The following is a 17634-nucleotide window of genomic DNA, read 5'->3' as shown; positions in this document are numbered from 1 at the left end:
CAATTCAGCAAACTGCTTACAACGAAATATCTCCGCTACACAAACGAAATCATTAATTGTCTTGTTAACAATTAAAGTTAAAATCTGTCAAGACACGGTTAAATACCATAAACAGAATCTTACCGGCATGTGATATTTTCGTTACATCCTTTATCAACGCATTCATGACAAGGCTGTGTAGAGCGGCGGGGAATTCTATTGCCATATAATCTTATCCGGACTTCGATCACCAGTACCCGTTTGACTAAAAAATACAGTAGCCTCTCTTACATAGTAAGCGAACGATTGTACATAAACACTAAACAAACAAATCACATTGCTTATGATCAAGCTCATTGCAGGCGCAGGCATAGTATCCTGCCTATGTTTTTCGCCTGTCTCAGTCCGCGCTTTTGCTCCGGACCTGCCATTCTACAAAAAGGCGCCCGTAGCCATTACGGTAACAGGAGTTGTAAAAGATGCCAAGGGAAACCCACTTCCCGGCATTTCGGTTCAGGTAAAAAATGCTCAACAAGGTACTGCCACCGATGCCAAAGGCGCCTTCTCTATTGAGGTACCCAGTGGAGAAAGCATCCTGGCTTTCTCGGGTACAGGTTTCGCTCCGCAGGAAGTTAAAGTAGGCAATCAAACAACGCTGAACATAACACTGCAAACCAGCAGCGCCAATCTTGATGAAGTAGTAGTGGTAGGTTATGGCAAACAAAAGAAAGGTGAAGTAACGAGTGCTGTAGCCAGTGTAAAATCAGAAGATTTCACCAAAGGGTTTGCGCGTGATGCAGGCCAATTGATACAAGGTAAAGTAGCCGGTGTATCTGTGGTAACAGCCAGCGGCGATCCCAATGCCACCACACAAATATCCTTACGCGGAAGCAGTACAATCATGTCTTCCACCCAACCATTGGTATTGATCGATGGTATCCCCGGCGCACTCAACACTGTTGCTCCGGAAGATATTGAGTCAATAGATGTATTAAAAGACGGTTCCGCTGCGGCCATTTATGGTACGCGCGGCACCAACGGGGTGGTATTGATCACTACCCGCAAAAAAGGCAACCGCCCTTCAACAGTTACCTACGAGGGACAGGTAAATGTTCAAACCATCGCCCGCAAAATGGATTTCCTGGATGCGGACGGATACCGCAGGGGCATCAAAGAAGGCATATTTCCTGCTAATACCGATATGGGTACATCTACCGACTGGTTGGATGTAATAAGCAGGAAGCCGGTGAGTCAAACGCATAATATTTCCTTCCAGGGAGGCAATGCACAAACGAATTATGTAGCCACTTTGAACCTGCGGCAATGGCAGGGTTTTTTCAAAAGATCAGAGAATGAACAACTTCTCGGTCGTGCAGACATCAACCATTCTATGTTTGATGGCAAGCTGAAGTTAAACCTCAATGTGATCGGACGCAACCGTAAGTATTTCGACGCTCCCAACTACGCTTATATTTACCGTCAGGCCATCATACGCAACCCAACAGATAGCGTGTACAATTCAGCAGGCTTCTACCGGGAAGATCCCAATGCCTATAACTATGATAACCCCCTTCGCCCTATACAGGAAGTGGATGGAGAAAGTGTTCAAAACGAAATGCGTTACAACGTCAATGTACTGTTTACACCTATCCGCAACCTCAACCTGAAACTGTTGCTGTCTTCCGTAAAGCGTACCAACCTGAACGGTTATGCAGAAAACAAAAACCACCGGGCATCTGAAACCCTGCGCAGAACAGGTTATGCCTCAAGGGGTACAGATTACCTGCGCGACAACCTGTTGGAATTCACCACCGATTACACCCATATCATGGACCTCCATAAAGTTACCATCATGGGTGGCTATAGCTACCAGGATGTAACCAGTGAAGGTTTTTCTGCCAACAACTCCAATTTCCCAACTGACCTGTATTCTTACAACAGGTTGCAATCTGGCGACGCCCTGCAGCTGGCAAATGGCGCTGTAGGCATGAGCAGTTTTAAGAATAACAATAAACTCATCGGCTTTTTCGGACGTCTGAACTATGTATTTGATGAGAAATACCTGATATCTGCCATCGTACGCCATGAAGGCTCCTCTAAGTTTGGCGCCAACTACAAATGGGGTACTTTCCCCGCCGCTTCACTGGGCTGGAGGATCAGCAGAGAGTCATTTATGTCGAATGTGGACTTTATCAATGACCTGAAACTGAGAGCTGGTTTTGGTATTACAGGTACTGTACCCAATGACCCTTACATGTCGCTCATCAGTCTTAACTATTCCAACAACAGGTTCCTGTACAATGGCGGATGGATTCAACCTATCGAGCCTGTACGTAATCGTAACCCTGATCTGCGTTGGGAAAAGAAAACCGAGATCAACTTCGGTCTTGACTTTGCAATTTGGAGTAATCGTATTAGTGGTAGTATAGATGTTTATCAACGCCGCACAAAGGATATGCTGTATAATTTCCCCGTACCTGTACCACCAAATTTCCAAAGCAGCACACTGGCCAATGCCGGCGAAATGAAAAACCAGGGTATTGAAATATTACTGAATGCGGATATCGTAAGAACGAAAGATTTCCAGTTCAGGGGTAATGTAACCTGGTCTTACAATAAAAACACATTGGTATCTATCTCTTCTGACGACCGCTTCAAGCTGGCCAATGACTTCTTTGATGCAGGTCATACCGGCGAGCCTATTCAGATCATTACCCACCGGGTAAAAGTGGGTCAACCTATTGGTAATTTCTTTGGTTACAAATCCATTGATGTTGACGACAGTGGCAAATGGATCATTGAAGACAAGGACGGTAAACCCAAGCTCCTGAGCGCTGCATCCGGTGATGATCGTAAAATACTGGGCAATGGTGTTCCCAAACATACAGCAGGTGTGAATCTTTCTTTCAGCTACAAAAGGATCGACCTGGCTGTGAACATGCGCGGACAATTTGGCTACCAGATCCTCAATTACCAACGTATGTATTATGAAAATCCCACTGTGAAGGCGTATAATATGCTCGAAAGCGCATTCGACAAAGTATATGGCAAAGCCAGATTGTCATCTCCACTGGCATATGTATCGCATTATATTGAGAATGGCGACCACTGGAAGATCGACAACGTAACGCTGGGTTATAATTTTAATGTAGGCGGCAACAAATACATTAAGAACCTGCGGGTATTTGCTTCCGGATTAAACCTGATCGTTATAACCGGGTACAAAGGTATCGACCCCGAAGTGAGCCGCCTGGGCCTTGATCCCGGATCTGATTCCAGGGACAAATATCCTACCATGCGCACTTTCACAGCTGGTGTAAACATGACATTCTAAACAAAGTATTACAACTCACTATATGAAAAAGCAACAAATTCTGACCACACTATACCTGGCTTTGGGTATCTCCATCATGTTGGGCTCCTGTACGAAGCTGGACGAAGAAGTATATGACCAGGTGTTGGAAACATCATTCAAACCGACAGAGAAAGACATTCCAGCCATTATTGGTCCGGCATACACTGTGCTACGTACGGTAATGGTAGGCTGGCAGGGAGATTTTGACCTGCAGGAAGAGCCGGCTGATATTATTGTAACACCGGTACGTCCCAATGGATGGTATGATGCCGGTACTTACCAGCGTATGCACAAGCATGAATGGACACCTACAGAATGGCAGCCAATCAACTCCTGGAATGAGAATTTTAAAGGAGTAAATGCGGTAAACAGGATCCTCTCTCAAATTGAGGAAGGTTCTATCCCGGTTACCACAGGCAAAGAGGCCCTCGTGGCCGAATTGAAAACAGCACGCGCCTTCTATTATTCCATGCTGATCGACAATCATGGCAATGTACCCATTGTAACCAATTTTAAAGACACTGCGCGCCCCAAACAAAGCACCCGTGCCCAAGTGTATGCTTTTATCGAAAAAGAACTGCTGGACAATATCGGCCTGCTGAGTGAAAAAGCAGACAATAGCACTTATGGCCGCTTTAACAAGTGGGCTGCCCGCGCTACGCTGGCACGCCTGTACCTCAATGCCGAAGTGTATACTGGTACAGCTCAATGGGCAAAATGTATTGAACAATGTGATGAGATCCTGACCAAGGGACCCTATATACTGGAGCCTGTTTTTAAAACCAACTTCCTTACGAATAACAATACCTCTAAGGAACTGGTATTTGCAGTGCCTTTCGATGAGATCTTTGCTACCCAGAACAGCATCCACATGAAAACACTGGCTTCTGCACACCGTAATGTGCTTGACCTGGCTGCCCAACCCTGGGGTGGTAACTGTGCTGTGCCTCAGTTCATCGATACTTATGACCCGGATGACACCCGCATGAAGGATACCTGGATCCAGGGCCCTCAATACAATGTAGCTACGGGCGCATTGATCCTTACTTATGTAAAGAAGGTACCCAGCATTGACAACACTGATTTCTTCGACGGATTCCGTATAGGCAAGTATGAGATCAAGCCCGGTGCCCGGGGCGGCTTGAGCAATGACTATCCCGTATTTCGCCTGGCAGGCATTATGATGATGAAAGCAGAATCTTTGCTTCGTACTGGTAAGGCAGATGAGGCAGCCGTGATCGTGACCAACGTGCGGAAAAGAGCTTTTGCTACTACCAATCCTGCAAAGGCCACTGTGACCGGCGCCCAACTACAAATGGGCAGCTCTTATAAGTATGGCTGGCAGAATATCGATGGCACCATTTCCGATCTGCAGGGTGGAGCAGATATCCCTTATGGAAGAATGCTCGACGAACTGGGTTGGGAATTTGCCGCCGAAGGACAACGCCGTCAACAACTGATCCGCTTTGGTGTATACAGCCGTAAGATATGGTTCAATCACCGTCCTAAACTGGATGGTAAAACACGCATCTTGTTCCCCATTCCACAGGTAGAGATCGATAAGAATCCCAACCTGAAACAGAATGACGATTATAAATAATGATTTCATATAGCAGTTAGTTTTGGTAACCCCTTGTTTTTACAAGGGGTTTTACTATTATTATATTCAGAAATAACCATGCAACGATACAAACATAGTCTTGCCATTACAGCCATCATTTTCATATTGGTGCTTACGCTTTCGCAATGCCTTTCCAAACCGGAGAAGGGAATGGCTACCACAGCAGATCTAAGGGGTACAGGTTATATTGGTTCAGCAGCCTGCACCAACTGCCATCAGGAGATTCACAAAAGTTACCTGGCTACGGCCCATCGCAATACTTCTGCCAGCCCTTCTACCGCCTCTATCAAAGGGAGTTTTGAATCCGGCAGGAATGCCTTTCATTACCGGGCCAATGTAAAAGTAGCCATGGAACAAAGGAGTAATGGCCTGTTCCAGGTAGCCTATATGAATGACCAGGAAAAGCAGGCATTTCCGTTTGGCGTGGTAGTGGGATCGGGCCGTAAAGCACAAACTTATTTATACTGGTATGATGACAATGTGTTTCAACTGCCGGTATCGTATTCTGTTTGGGCCAAGGCATGGGTAAACAGCCCCAGTTACCCGGCAGACAAGGTACGCTTTGACCGGCTGATCAATATTGGCTGTTTTGAATGTCACGGCTCGTATATCGAACGCAAGGGCACGCAACAGGAAGGGGAACGAATGGTGGACTATTTTGATAAAACCAAAGTGATCTATGGCATGGATTGCGAGCGCTGCCATGGTCCGGCAGCGGAACATGTAAGTTTTCACTCTTCCCATCCGGAGGAAAAGCAAGCACAGCATATAGCCCTTTATAAACAACTGTCCCGACAGCGACAGGTAGACCTTTGCGCCCAATGCCATTCAGGAGGTCATACTACAAAAAATTCGATCTTTTCCTTTAAGCCGGGCGATTCACTGTCCCAGTATTTTTCATCGGCTATCAAGACCGGTGGGGACGTCAGTAAACTGGACGTACATGGCAACCAATACCAACTGATCACAGGCAGCCAGTGCTATATTAAAAGTAATGTACTGAGTTGTACTTCCTGTCACAATCCACATGTGCAGGAAAGGGAGAACATGGCCGTATTATCGCAGCGTTGCGCGAGCTGCCACCAAGCGGTAACACATAGCTTTGCAGCGAAACTGCCAGCCAATGCCATCAACACCAATTGCATTGACTGCCACATGCCTGCCCTCCCCTCCCGCGCCATCACACTAAAGCAGGAAGAGAAAACCAATGCTGATCCCAACCTGATAAGGACCCATTTCATCAGTATTTACCCGGAGCAAACAAAACAGTTTATTGAATCACATAAAAACTGAAGCCGCAGGAGCTAAAAAAATACAAGGACAGGACCTGGAACCCAGGCGATATGCAGCAGTACCGAAAGACATGAATGCGGTGGCCATGTTCTATGGCCTGACCAGGGGCAATGCTGTACTACAAACTCACCCTGGCAGGTGCCGCGCTGCGATCTTGGCCTTCATGATCTTAGCAATGGAATGCGCCCGGTCTACCGCTTCGTTGGCTTTGTCGCCTGCATAAAGCTGGCGTACCGTCTCTTGCCATAGGTAGAGCCAGCGATCGAAATGCAGGGGATCGAGGGGATACAAGGCATCCAGTTCTATATGCTTTACCATGGGGTTGCCTTTGTAGGATTGCTGCCCCAGCAACACGGTTTCCCAGAAGGAGATCATGACGGGAATATGTTCTTCCCAGGTAAAATGAACTACGCGGGTAAAGAAATGCCCGATCAGGCGATCAGGCACCACTTTCTTATAAAACTCATTGACGAGCAATTCTATATCTTCACGGGTCTGTATGTCATGCATAAGGATACAAAATTACTCATTTGCCGGCAGCTCCTGTTGACGGGATCACCGTTTTTGTTGTCACATTCCACCCTTCTACATTTACCAGCGGGGTCAGGGACTTGTCGTTCCATTCAATGGATACAAATTTTCGTTCATAGGGCAAGATGGTAATATAGTTATCGCTATAGAAGGCCGGTAGGATACGCTCCTTTGTTTGGGGATGCAGTATTGAAATACGGTTGAAGAAGGCTATGCTGCCCGTCTTATTTATGAACTCTACAAGCATTTTACCCGACTCCATCATGGTGGCATTAACGCCCAGGGTGGCAGGCCTCAGTTCGTTGAGACCTGCATATTGTCCGTTGGCAGCAGGCAGGCAATACAGATTGTTGCTGCCATGGGTAAGCTCGTCGGAGCTAACTAACCTAATCGACAGAAATATCCCTTTTTCTGCGCGAAGCTTATCTACTGTATCCTTTATGTTCATAAATGTATTGACAGCACTGGCATCCAGCTTCACCCGTGAACCGGGCAGCGGTATACTTTTTCCAGCCATATCATATGCTTTTATGGCCAGGTAATCACTGTCATTCGATATGAAACGATTGTTAACGGTCATCACCGTGCCTTCAACAGGATTGTACATTACATGCACCGGTTCACCGCCTTTGCGCAGGCCATAGAGGCAGGCGTTGGGATCGAGGTAGTAGTCATACATCTGGCCGCGCAGGGCGGTCCAGGGATTTTGTGTTTTCCAGATGATGGTACCGGTATACCAATCCCACATATGGGCGGTGAATCCTTCCATAAGGGCACGATACTGGTCGTAATTCACCAGTTGTGCTTTCATAGCAAAGTCACGCGCATCTTTTACAGGGCCATACCTGGCAATTTGATCCTGGTAGCCAATGTACTTATGGTATTCCCATACGGAATCAGCTTTCTCACGCGCCCGCTGACCACCCGCAGCCGGGGTATATACAGGGGGCACCCTATTCGCGGCAGGAATGAATCGTTTCAGTGATTCATAATCGCCCAAACCAACAGACCCCACTTCTGAGTTGAAGGGATAGGTGCGAAATTTCCAGAAAGTATCTGTAGGCTGTATATTATATGGGCCATCTCCATTGCCTTTCAGTATGTTCATCGACATGCTGTCGGAATTGGAATAATCAAAGAACACCCGTGTGCCATCCAGTTGAGGCAAGAGGGAATCGCGCATAGCAGCGAGGATATCATCAGGTGGTGTGATCTCATTGCCGCCGCACCAGATAGCCAGGGAAGGGTGATTGCGGATGAGTTTGATCCCATCAGCCACAGAACGCAGGAACAGGTCATGGTCATCAGGGTATTTGCGCCTCGTGGCCTGATCCTCTGCTTTTTTAGGATCCTGCCACCGGCCATTGCAATCGCCCGACATCCAGAAATCCTGGAACACCAGCATACCATATTTATCACAGGCTTTATAAAACTCAGGCCGCTCCAGTAAAGCCCCGCCCCATATGCGAATGAGGTTGAGGTTCATATCACGGTGGTAACGAATTTCCGCATCATATCTCTCATCGGTGAACCGCAGCATCGCATCGGAAATGATCCAGTTGCCGCCTTTGATGAATATCTTTTGTCCGTTCACGTTGAACTGGCTGCTCAGCGTGGTGGTATTCCATACCCTTTGTATTTCCCGTACACCAAAGGTCAATGATTCTTTATCGGCTGGTTTTCCATTGACCAGGAATTGCAGTTCTGTTGTGTACAGCTCCTGCTGGCCATAACCTGCCGGCCACCAGAGGCGGGGATTGTTGAGGATTGCATTGGGTAGAGTGACCAATGCTGTGGTATTGGCCGGAATGGTAACGGCTTTCCATATTTTTTTTCCCGCCAGGGTATATTGCAATATGCCTTGCACTGGTTTATCCGAAGTATTTTCCAGTTCGGCCGTCATCTTAATAGTTGCCGGCTGCTGTGGTCCCGAGGGCATTCTTTTACCCGGCACCATTGTAACCACATGGGGATTCTTCAGATTCACCACGCCGGTCTTCTCAATATATACCTTGTCCCATATGCCCGTGTTGCGGTCGCGGATGGGCTGTATCCAATCCCAACCGGCTACATACTGGTGAGAAACATTCTTAGCTATCCGGCCATCTCCACCTTGCCCGCCATTGGGATTACCTACCGGATCGGGTGGATATACGATCACCGCCAGCCTGTTGCTACCATCTTTGGTGAGCCAGGGTGTGATATTGTATTGCTGCCGCAGGAACATGCTTTTGAAAGTAACCTCGTTGAGCTTATGACCGTTGAGGAATACATCGCAACCATAATTAACACCACGGAATTGCAGCCATACCTGCTGCCCGGCAGTGGGATAAACTTCTTTAAAATCTTTTACAAACCAACAGGTATAATAATCGCGGCCGGTGGTATATATATCGGGGATCAACTCATTGTTCATGCCATAAAAAGGATCGGGCACCTGTTTGTGATGCAACATGGTGGTGAGTACTGTGCCGGGTACGATGGCGGGTTTCCAGCCTGCCAGAGGATAGTTGGGCATTGACAAGTCTGTGCCCTGCACTTTCACCGTGGCAGCCGGTGCGTATTGCCAGCCGGAGTTTAATTCATAGCGGTCTTGTGCAGTTGCGCGCAGCGCTAATAAACAAAACAGGAAGTATATGGAACGATGAGGCATAATTAATGAGATGAGGGTATAAAAGCAAAGGCCAATGCCGGATAGCTGTCATTAGATTTCAGTAAAGCAGCGGGTAAGGTTAGTTTTACAGCATCCCCTTCCACCACCCATTTAACGGGCTGACCAGTTTGCAATAATTTGATCTTAGCGCCTTTTTTAGGCAGATTGCCTTTCCAGGTTATCGTTGCCGGTAATGCTTCTCCTTCTTTTATACGCACCAAGGCATAGACCGTGGCAGCATCTTTACTTTGCGTAAAGAAAGTATTGCCATCCTGGAAATGCTTAATTGTACGGGTATTGTAGATGGCCTCTCCATTTACTTTCGTCCACTGACCGATGGCCGCCAATCGTTCTGTTGCTTCGGCTGGCAGGGTGCCATCAGCCTTGGGACCAATACCCAACAAGAGGCTGCCACCTTTGGCCACAATCTCAATAAGTGAGTGAATGACCTTCGCCGGCGATTTGAATTGATCATTGTTTACAAAGCCCCAGTTGTTGGCCAGTGTCATGCAGCTTTCCCAGGGATAATCCAGTTGTTTTTCGGGTATACGCTGCTCGGGTGTCTGGTAATTTTCATAAGGGCCATGCACGGTACGATCTACCACCAGCAATCCGGGCTGTTTGCTTCTGGCCATGGCCGCGATCTTAGGCATGTCGATATCCTGGCTCCATTCGGGAATAGGCGCCCCCCAGGAAAGCACTTCGGCATTCACTGTTTCCCTTGGGCGTACCCAGCCGCCATCCAGCCAAAGGATGTCCATGGCGCCGTAGTTATTCATCAGCTCACTGATCTGGTTGTACGTAAATTCCTTGTACTTGTTCCAGCGCCAGGGATATTTATGGATGTCGTAATTGTTGTTGCGGTTGGCTGTAGCGTATTTGGGCCACCAGTAGTATTCAGTATGCCAATCGGGCTTGGAGAAATAAGCACCGATCATAAATCCTTCCTTGCGGAAAGCATCAAACACGTATTTCGCTACATCAGCCTTGGGATTGTTGGCGAAGGGGCCATTGGATATTTTGAAATCTGTTTGTTTGGTATCGAACATGCAAAAGCCATCGTGGTGCTTGGTCGTAAATACCAGGTAGCGCATGCCTGCCTCTTTACCGGCAGCGGCCCACTGTTCGGGATTGAAGTTGACCGGGTTGAAATCCTTCCTCAGTCCCCAGTACCATTTTTTAAAATCATCATAAGCGATATTGCTGTCGCGATCGATCCAGTCTTCCGAACAAAGCGCCCAGGACTCAATCATACCAGGCACGGCGTACAAACCCCAGTGTATGATCATGCCAAACTTCTGGTCCTGCCACTTGTCGAGCTTGGCTTTTACCAGTGGATCAGCAGGCCATTCATAGGTCTGGGATTGGGGATGTATACCCTGCTCCTGTGCATGCAGCATGGGGCTGCACAAAAAGATCAATAAGAAAGCGAATAAAGTAGTGCGCATAAGTTGACTTGTATTATCCTATTTCGAGTAACTCGTATTCTTTTCATCTATTTGCCAGTTGTGATCATAGAAGCCCGTCATTTTAAGGGCGCCTGCACCGCTGTGCAGCATATCAAGGTCGAAGATCATAAAGTCGGGGAATCCGCTGGCCCCGGCAAAATACTGGTTGGCCGATGCGGCCTGCATTCCCTTGACGCCACTGCCGGTTATAGCAGCTACCGAGGTAACGAATGTGCTCCTGATAGGCCATACGATATAGGCGCCATATTGATCGCCGGTCCAGGTTTTATCACCGGCGGTAATCTTATTTCGTTCTACCTGTATAGGGCAATCATTCAGTAAAATATTCCAGACGCTGTTGGTTGATTTGTTACCAAAGAGGATCACACCACGGTCTTTATATTTTTCGGGTGAGTAGTCTTTATCAGCAATAATATCTACTGCTCCATTACCACGATAATACCATGTTTCCGCATCGAAGATCGCCTTTTCACGGCTCCAGGCGTTTTCCGCAGCAGTGCCTGTCGTACCATACACGAATAGCATGTTGTGTTGAAAAGCATCTTTGAAAGTGCCGTAACGGTGCGGTCCTTTCTGCCGTGCATCGGGATGTTGGGAGATTGCCCATTGGGTATTCTCTTTCAGCAAGACCAGGCTATCATTATTACTTTGTGTAGTATAGCTGATAACGTTGCCGCCATCGAGTGCTATTTTTACGGTGATGCCTGTTGCAAATTCTTTAAGGTCCAGCTTCAGCAGGCGGATATTCTGTGTGGTGCCATTGATACTGGCAGCGGTCCTGTCCCTCCGCAACTGCATACGGCTGTATTCCAGGGGAACAGTTTGTTGCAGGATAGTAGCCCAGCGAAAGGAAGCTGAAATGCCGGGGCTGGCCGTACTGAAATCAATCGTATTGGCGCTGCTGTCGGGCAGGCGATGATGCCATTGAAAGAAATCAAACAACGGCTTCCAATCCACACTGTGATCGCCAAACCAATGACTGCCGCCGGGATATTCATAATAGCTGAGGTCGGGATGAAACTCGCCCAACTGCTTGCGCATCTGGCGGGCGTAGTTCACAGATACCGTTCTGTCATCATCGCCGTGGAATATGTACACGCCATGCGCTTTGTAGTTGGTGGCTAGTTTGGGTACGTCACTCTGGTTGCCGGAACGCAGGAGCAATTGCTCCATTGGGTTGCTGCTGCTATCGGGAATGAGGCCATCGGCCGAGCCATAACCTTTCATCGTAGGATAACCTGCACAAGGTGCAATAGCCGCCCACTGATCGGGATACGTAGCACCAAGGAACCAGGTGCCATGGCCGCCCATGGAGTGGCCGGTGAGGTAAACGTTTTGTGGATCAGGCTTAAACCTTTCTTTCGCAATGCCCAATACTTCCAGGGCATCAAGCCGCCCCCAGTCTTCCCAATTGAAACCACGTGGCCGGCGATTGGTGGCGGCCACCAGCGTACCCCAATCTTTGGGCTTGTAGGCCCTGGCCTGGTTGATCGCTTCCACACCAGCACCATGTACGCTCAGGAATAAAGCGCTCTTGCTCGTATAGGTACCAGACTGGGGCGTCACGGAATAGTATTGCAGGCTGCCATCGATGGCGCTGGTAAACGTACTATTGTATTGCTCGGAGGCAGTGACAGCTTCGATCGTAAGCTTTTTCTCATCCAGGGTTTTTCCTTTATCCAGTAAAGTAACCGTACACTCATATTTTCCTTTGGCCCGTACTCCACTGCCATCAAAACTGAAAGGTATTTTGCGGGATGACAAGGCGGGAATGACGGGCACCGCTACAGACACCTGTTTGCCTTCAAAACTGGTTTTGATGAGCAGGTTGGTCAATGGCCTGGCTATGGTATTCAACACCACCAGGGCTCCCTGCAAAACACCCGTTTGGTGATTGAGTACTACAAAGGGTAAAGTAAGATCTTCAGTATTGAGCAGCACCGGTTTTTCGGGGAATATGAGGCTGGCTACGGCTGAAACTCCGCGCAGGTAAAATTCATTGAGCCCCTTCTTAAGGGTAATGGGAATATATAAATAACCCATGCTATAAGGGTCGCCGGTATGCTGTACCCCATTCACAAATACGCTGCTATTGCCTTTGATATTGAGCAGTGCGGGTTGTGCTTTGGAAGAGTTGTAGGTGAGGTAAATATAGCTGCCACCGGCGCCCAGTCCGCCCCTGGTAGCACCCGGGGTAACCCCTGGGCCAGCAGGCGCTCCTCCCCTGCCCATGCCGCCACGCGGACGCAGACGGTGCGTGCTGTCGGCTTCTATAGGCTGCCAAACAATGGCCTGTCCTCTTTCGTTGGAACCGATGGAATCTCCTGCAACGGGTGTTTTCAACTTACCCGTATACAACCGATAGGCCAGTTCATCGCTGTACACTGCTTCACGGCCATAGCGGCTGGGCAGGTTGGCGATCAGTCCTTTTTCAAAATAAACTTCCTGGGCCAGGGAGGGATTTTGTGCCAGCAGGGTAATAAATAAAGTGGCGGCCAGTGTTGATCTCTTCATTTTGCAGGGACAGTAATAGATTGGGCTTTAATAAATGCTTGTCAGGTCGATATCACAGGACCGCTGCTGCGGTATCCCATTTTGAGCGATAAAAGTATTGATTATTGAGAGAACCAGGATGCCTAATCCGTGGCATTACAGGAGGTACTTTATAAAGTAAAAACGGCTTGCTATGCTGTAAGTTAACTCCCATACGTATTCTACGAACAGGAACATTTTAAACCCATTTTCACTGGCTTTTTCAAGGTTTAGCTATTACTTTAGGGAATTGAAACTCCCCCATCAATGAAAAACATCAGCAGAAAGTTTGCAGAGTACCTGCTCAATCATTTTATAGGCAATTTCATTGGCTTTGCTATTGGCATGGCCTCTACGCGGCTTGTCGCACATTTTTTCACTACGCGGCGCCTTGGCAACCTGTGGGGCCTCGCCTCCCGCAAGACGGTGGTTGACAGGGACACCTTTCATGGTATGGAGTGGGCGATCGCCATTATCATCGGTTTCATTGTATTTGAGATCGTTTCCAAATGGGTGAAAAAGAAAACAGATCAACTACTGCCCAAATACAAATTCACCAGGTGGATGACGGAGGAGCCAGCTCAGGAAGCGGTGAAATAAGATGAACTGCTATTGTTCCCCCAAGAGTGTAAATAGAAAAAAACGATCTCCCCCAATTCCCCCCAAATAAGTATTTATGGATTATCCTATAGTTTAAACCCTATGGGTTTAAACTATAGCTATAGGTTGTAAGTCATTGATTTTCTTTATAAAGACGGTATTTTCCACTTATAAACAGAAAGTTGATGGAAAAAAAGCATTTGAACATGCGGCTTGCCTAAAAAAACGAAACCCGGAAGTATGATTGCTCAGGGACGACCGGGAATAGGATACAGCAAATATAACACTTATTTTGAATAAACAAACATTAATCAAAGGTGAAGTATAGAGACTTTGTCTGCATTATGAGCTTAACCCGAATGAGCCGTTATTTAACGGCTTGCAATGGGGACACTCGTAAAGCAATGACGCTGTACCGGAAAAACTTACAACTTTCGCAAGAGCTTTTTACTGTAATCAGTTGTTTTGAAATAGCCTTGCGTAATGCTATTGATAATCATGCCATACAGCATTTAGGCCCGGATTGGCTAAGAACTGCGGCATCGGTTGGTGGCATATTTGACAATGTCCATTGTATGATAACCAAACAGACCATAAACGATGAAGTCTTTAAGCTTAATCATCAATATACTCATGCAAAACTAGTAGCTGCACTGGGCTTTGGTTTTTGGCGATATTTATTTTCTGCGCACCATTATAGAGCAACAGGACAAAATTCTTTACAAATCTTTAGAGCAAGACCACGCAGCACCCCTACAATACAATATAACGCATCTTATATTTTTGGCGAATTAGCTAGAATTAACAGCTTAAGGAACCGGATCGCCCACCACGAACCGATATGCTTTATACCTGGGCAACCTCAAAAAGACACCACTTTTGTGCGTCAGCATTACAATCTCATCCTACAATTATTTCGGTGGCTTAATATCGATGAAGCCTCCCTCCTATATGGACTTGATCATATCTTAACAGTCTGCAGCGAAATAGATGCTTTGTAAATTATAGATATCTTGAGGGCTCCGGCCAAAGAAAATCTGAACACTTATCATACCGCCTTTCCCAATTGTACGAAAATGTTCGCACATTGTATCGAAAGCGGACACTGAGTGATTGCCTGATCATCGGAACTGACTGATAACCATTGTAAAAGAAATCGTCATCATTTTTGCAAGGTAGACTGGCATAACCATTCACCCATGTTCAAAAACTACTTCAAAACTGCTTTTCGCAATTTCCGTCGCAACAAAGTTTATTCCATCATCAATATCCTTGGTTTGAGCCTTGGGCTGGCCTGCGGTATGTTGATCATTTTGTATGTGAAAGACGAATTAAGCTATGACCGCTTTCATGCACAGGTGAACCAGCTGTACCGCATCGGCATGAAAAGGATAAAACCCGATGGCAGCGTAGAGAGCAAGGGAGGTTTTACAGGATATTTCCAGGGCCCAAGGTTCACGGCCAATATCCCGGAAATACAAGCTTTTGTAAGGGTACAGAACAACCAGCGGGATATTAAGAACGGTACAGAGATCAAATCACAGGAAGTACACCTGGTAGACTCCAACTTCCTTAGCGCATTTAGTTTCCCCCTGCTCAGCGGCAACCCCAAAACTGCTTTACGGGATCTCCATTCAGTGGTGATCACAGAAGAAGTAGCACGCACGCTGTTTGGCACTAAGGAGGCGCTGGGCAAAACGATCGTTATTAAAAATGAAGAAGGACAGTTTGTGCCGCATGAAGTAACAGGAGTAGCTAAAAAATGCCCACAAAACTCTTCCATAAAGTTCAATATGTTGTTGCCGATAGAGATATCCAAAGAAACAGAGGCGCAGAACATGAACTGGATGAATTACTTCCTGAGCACTTTTGTGGTGATGGCTCCTGGTGCGAACCCATTGGCAGTGGAAGCAAAAATGAAACAGGTGTATGAAAAGGACGCACGGGAATCGATAAAGATATCGGCAGAGCAATATGGCGATGACGCTGCCACCTTCTACAGTCTGCAGCCATTTACCGATATCCATTTAAGTGAGGATTACCAGGCTACCAATGGACTTACCGATGCCAGCAAACCCATGTACTCTTATATCCTTTCGGGCATTGCGCTTTTTATCCTGCTCATAGCCTGCATCAACTTTGTGAATCTAACCGTAGCCCGTTCGCTAAAGCGCGCCAAAGAGATTGGCATCCGCAAAGTAATTGGCGGCGATCGCCGGCAGTTGATGGTACAATTCCTGGGCGAATCATTCATCCTGTGTTTTGTAGCTTTTGTGCTGGCCGTACTGATGGTACAACTCGTGCTGCCAATATTCAATGATCTTTCCAATAAAGCATTGGCCTTATCCTATTTATTTGATGCCAAACTGATCGGCATCTATATCGGGCTGTTTATAGTGACAAGCCTGTTGGCAGGTTTTTATCCTTCCCTGGTCCTGTCAGCCTACAGCCCGGTGAAAACATTGTACAGCCGGTTCACCCTGGCAGGCAAGAATTATTTACAGAAGAGCCTGGTCGTATTACAGTTCACCCTGGCCTCCTTCCTCATCATTGCCACTATTACCATTTATGCCCAATTCAATTACCTCACCAATGAAAAACTGGGGTATGATGATAGCAACCTGGTGCTGGCCAACCTGCCCACTATTAAAGCAAGCAAAACTGTTTTACTAAAAGAGGAGCTGCTGAAAAGCCCGGCCATTGTGGATGTGGCTTGTAAGAATGTAGGCAGCTGGAGCACGGTAGCCAAAGTAAATGGATCTACAGAAATTTCCTTTGCTTACGAAACGGTCACCGAACCTTATATTCCTTTGCTGCAAATACCGTTGATCAAGGGCCGGAGTTTCTCTAAGGATTTCCCTTCCGATTCTACGCATTCCGTAGTTGTAAATGAGGCTTTCGCCAAAAAGGCAGGATGGGCCAATCCTATTGGCCAGGAAGTAAACTTCTGGTACAACAAAAACGAAAAGTACCAGGTGATCGGCGTAGTAAAAGATTATCATTATGCTGCTTTGACAGAGAAAATAAAGCCGCAATTATTTACGATGAAACCGGGTAATTCCCTGGGCCTGGCCTTTATCAAGATCAAACCGGATGGCGCGACAGCTGCACTGCAGCATATTGAAAAGACTTTTAAGACCTTCTACCCCAATAGTCCCTATTCTTATATTTTCAAGGATCAGGAGAACCTGAAGAGCTATGAAGCGGAAGCACGCTGGAAGAAGATCATGCTGTTTGGTGCGGTACTCACCATCTTCATTTCCTGTATTGGATTGTTTGGTTTGTCAGTAATGTCGGCTGAGAAACGTGTGAAAGAAATTGGTATCCGTAAAGTACTGGGCGCTACCGTGGGCCATGTGGTGACGATATTATCGAGAGACTTCTTGCTATTGGTAACCCTGGCATTGATCATATCCATACCTATTGCCTGGGTGACAGCGAATGCCTGGCTGGCCAATTATCCTTATCGCATTACCGTAAGCTGGTGGATGTTCGCACTGGCAGGCGTACTGGTAGCGATGGTAGCGATGTTCACCATTAGTTTTAATGCACTCAAAGCCGCTGTGGCTAATCCGGTGAAAAGTTTGCGGTCGGAATAAGA

General features: G+C 47.1%; 10 protein-coding genes. 6 read left to right on the top strand and 4 right to left on the bottom strand.

Annotation, left to right across the window (positions count from 1 at the left end; translation table 11 throughout):
* Positions 1 to 322 precede the first annotated feature (322 nt).
* From D3H65_RS04905 to D3H65_RS04895, 3 genes are all read left to right on the top strand, one after another.
* Positions 323 to 3313: a SusC/RagA family TonB-linked outer membrane protein gene (locus tag D3H65_RS04905; RefSeq protein ID WP_119049197.1), complete on the top strand. Its 2991-nt coding sequence runs from the start codon at positions 323 to 325 to the stop codon at positions 3311 to 3313.
* Between the two features lie 22 nt (positions 3314 to 3335).
* Positions 3336 to 4934: a RagB/SusD family nutrient uptake outer membrane protein gene (locus D3H65_RS04900; protein ID WP_119049196.1), complete on the top strand. Its 1599-nt coding sequence runs from the start codon at positions 3336 to 3338 to the stop codon at positions 4932 to 4934.
* A 78-nt stretch (positions 4935 to 5012) separates the two neighbouring features.
* Entirely contained in the window at positions 5013 to 6248 is a 1236-nt protein-coding gene (locus D3H65_RS04895; RefSeq protein ID WP_119049195.1) for a multiheme c-type cytochrome, read from the top strand.
* Between the two features lie 126 nt (positions 6249 to 6374).
* Here D3H65_RS04895 and D3H65_RS04890 read toward each other — a convergent pair whose 3' ends face one another.
* The 4 genes from D3H65_RS04890 to D3H65_RS04875 are packed head-to-tail and all read right to left on the bottom strand — an operon-like array spanning position 6375 to position 13415.
* Positions 6375 to 6758 carry a group III truncated hemoglobin gene (locus D3H65_RS04890; protein WP_119049194.1) on the bottom strand — a complete coding sequence of 128 codons (384 nt, stop codon included), beginning with the start codon at positions 6756 to 6758 and terminating at the stop codon, positions 6375 to 6377.
* A gap of 16 nt (positions 6759 to 6774) precedes the next feature.
* Positions 6775 to 9432, bottom strand: coding sequence for a glycoside hydrolase family 2 protein (locus D3H65_RS04885; protein WP_119049193.1), 2658 nt, complete (start codon positions 9430 to 9432; stop codon positions 6775 to 6777).
* 2 nt (positions 9433 to 9434) lie between these two features.
* Positions 9435 to 10880, bottom strand: coding sequence for an alpha-L-fucosidase (locus D3H65_RS04880; RefSeq protein WP_119049192.1), 1446 nt, complete (start codon positions 10878 to 10880; stop codon positions 9435 to 9437).
* Positions 10881 to 10898: 18 nt separating this feature from the next.
* On the bottom strand, positions 10899 to 13415 hold the full coding sequence (locus D3H65_RS04875; RefSeq protein ID WP_119049191.1) for a carboxylesterase family protein: 2517 nt from the start codon (positions 13413 to 13415) through the stop codon (positions 10899 to 10901).
* A 285-nt stretch (positions 13416 to 13700) separates the two neighbouring features.
* Here D3H65_RS04875 and D3H65_RS04870 point away from each other — a divergent pair, with 285 nt between their 5' ends.
* The 3 genes from D3H65_RS04870 (at position 13701) to D3H65_RS04860 (ending at position 17632) form a co-directional block, all read left to right on the top strand.
* Positions 13701 to 14033 (top strand): hypothetical protein, encoded by a 333-nt coding sequence (locus D3H65_RS04870; protein WP_119049190.1) that lies wholly within the window; start codon positions 13701 to 13703, stop codon positions 14031 to 14033.
* 359 nt (positions 14034 to 14392) lie between these two features.
* Entirely contained in the window at positions 14393 to 15034 is a 642-nt protein-coding gene (locus tag D3H65_RS04865) for an Abi family protein (RefSeq protein ID WP_211345626.1), read from the top strand.
* A gap of 198 nt (positions 15035 to 15232) precedes the next feature.
* Positions 15233 to 17632, top strand: a complete 2400-nt coding sequence (locus tag D3H65_RS04860; RefSeq protein WP_119049188.1) for an ABC transporter permease — start codon at positions 15233 to 15235, stop codon at positions 17630 to 17632.
* The last annotated feature ends 2 nt before the right edge of the window (positions 17633 to 17634 follow it).

Source organism: Paraflavitalea soli (genome assembly GCF_003555545.1).
GTDB lineage: Bacteria > Bacteroidota > Bacteroidia > Chitinophagales > Chitinophagaceae > Paraflavitalea > Paraflavitalea soli.
The sequence above is the reverse complement of the archived record's forward strand: the minus strand, read 5'-3'. Positions and strand labels throughout refer to the sequence as shown.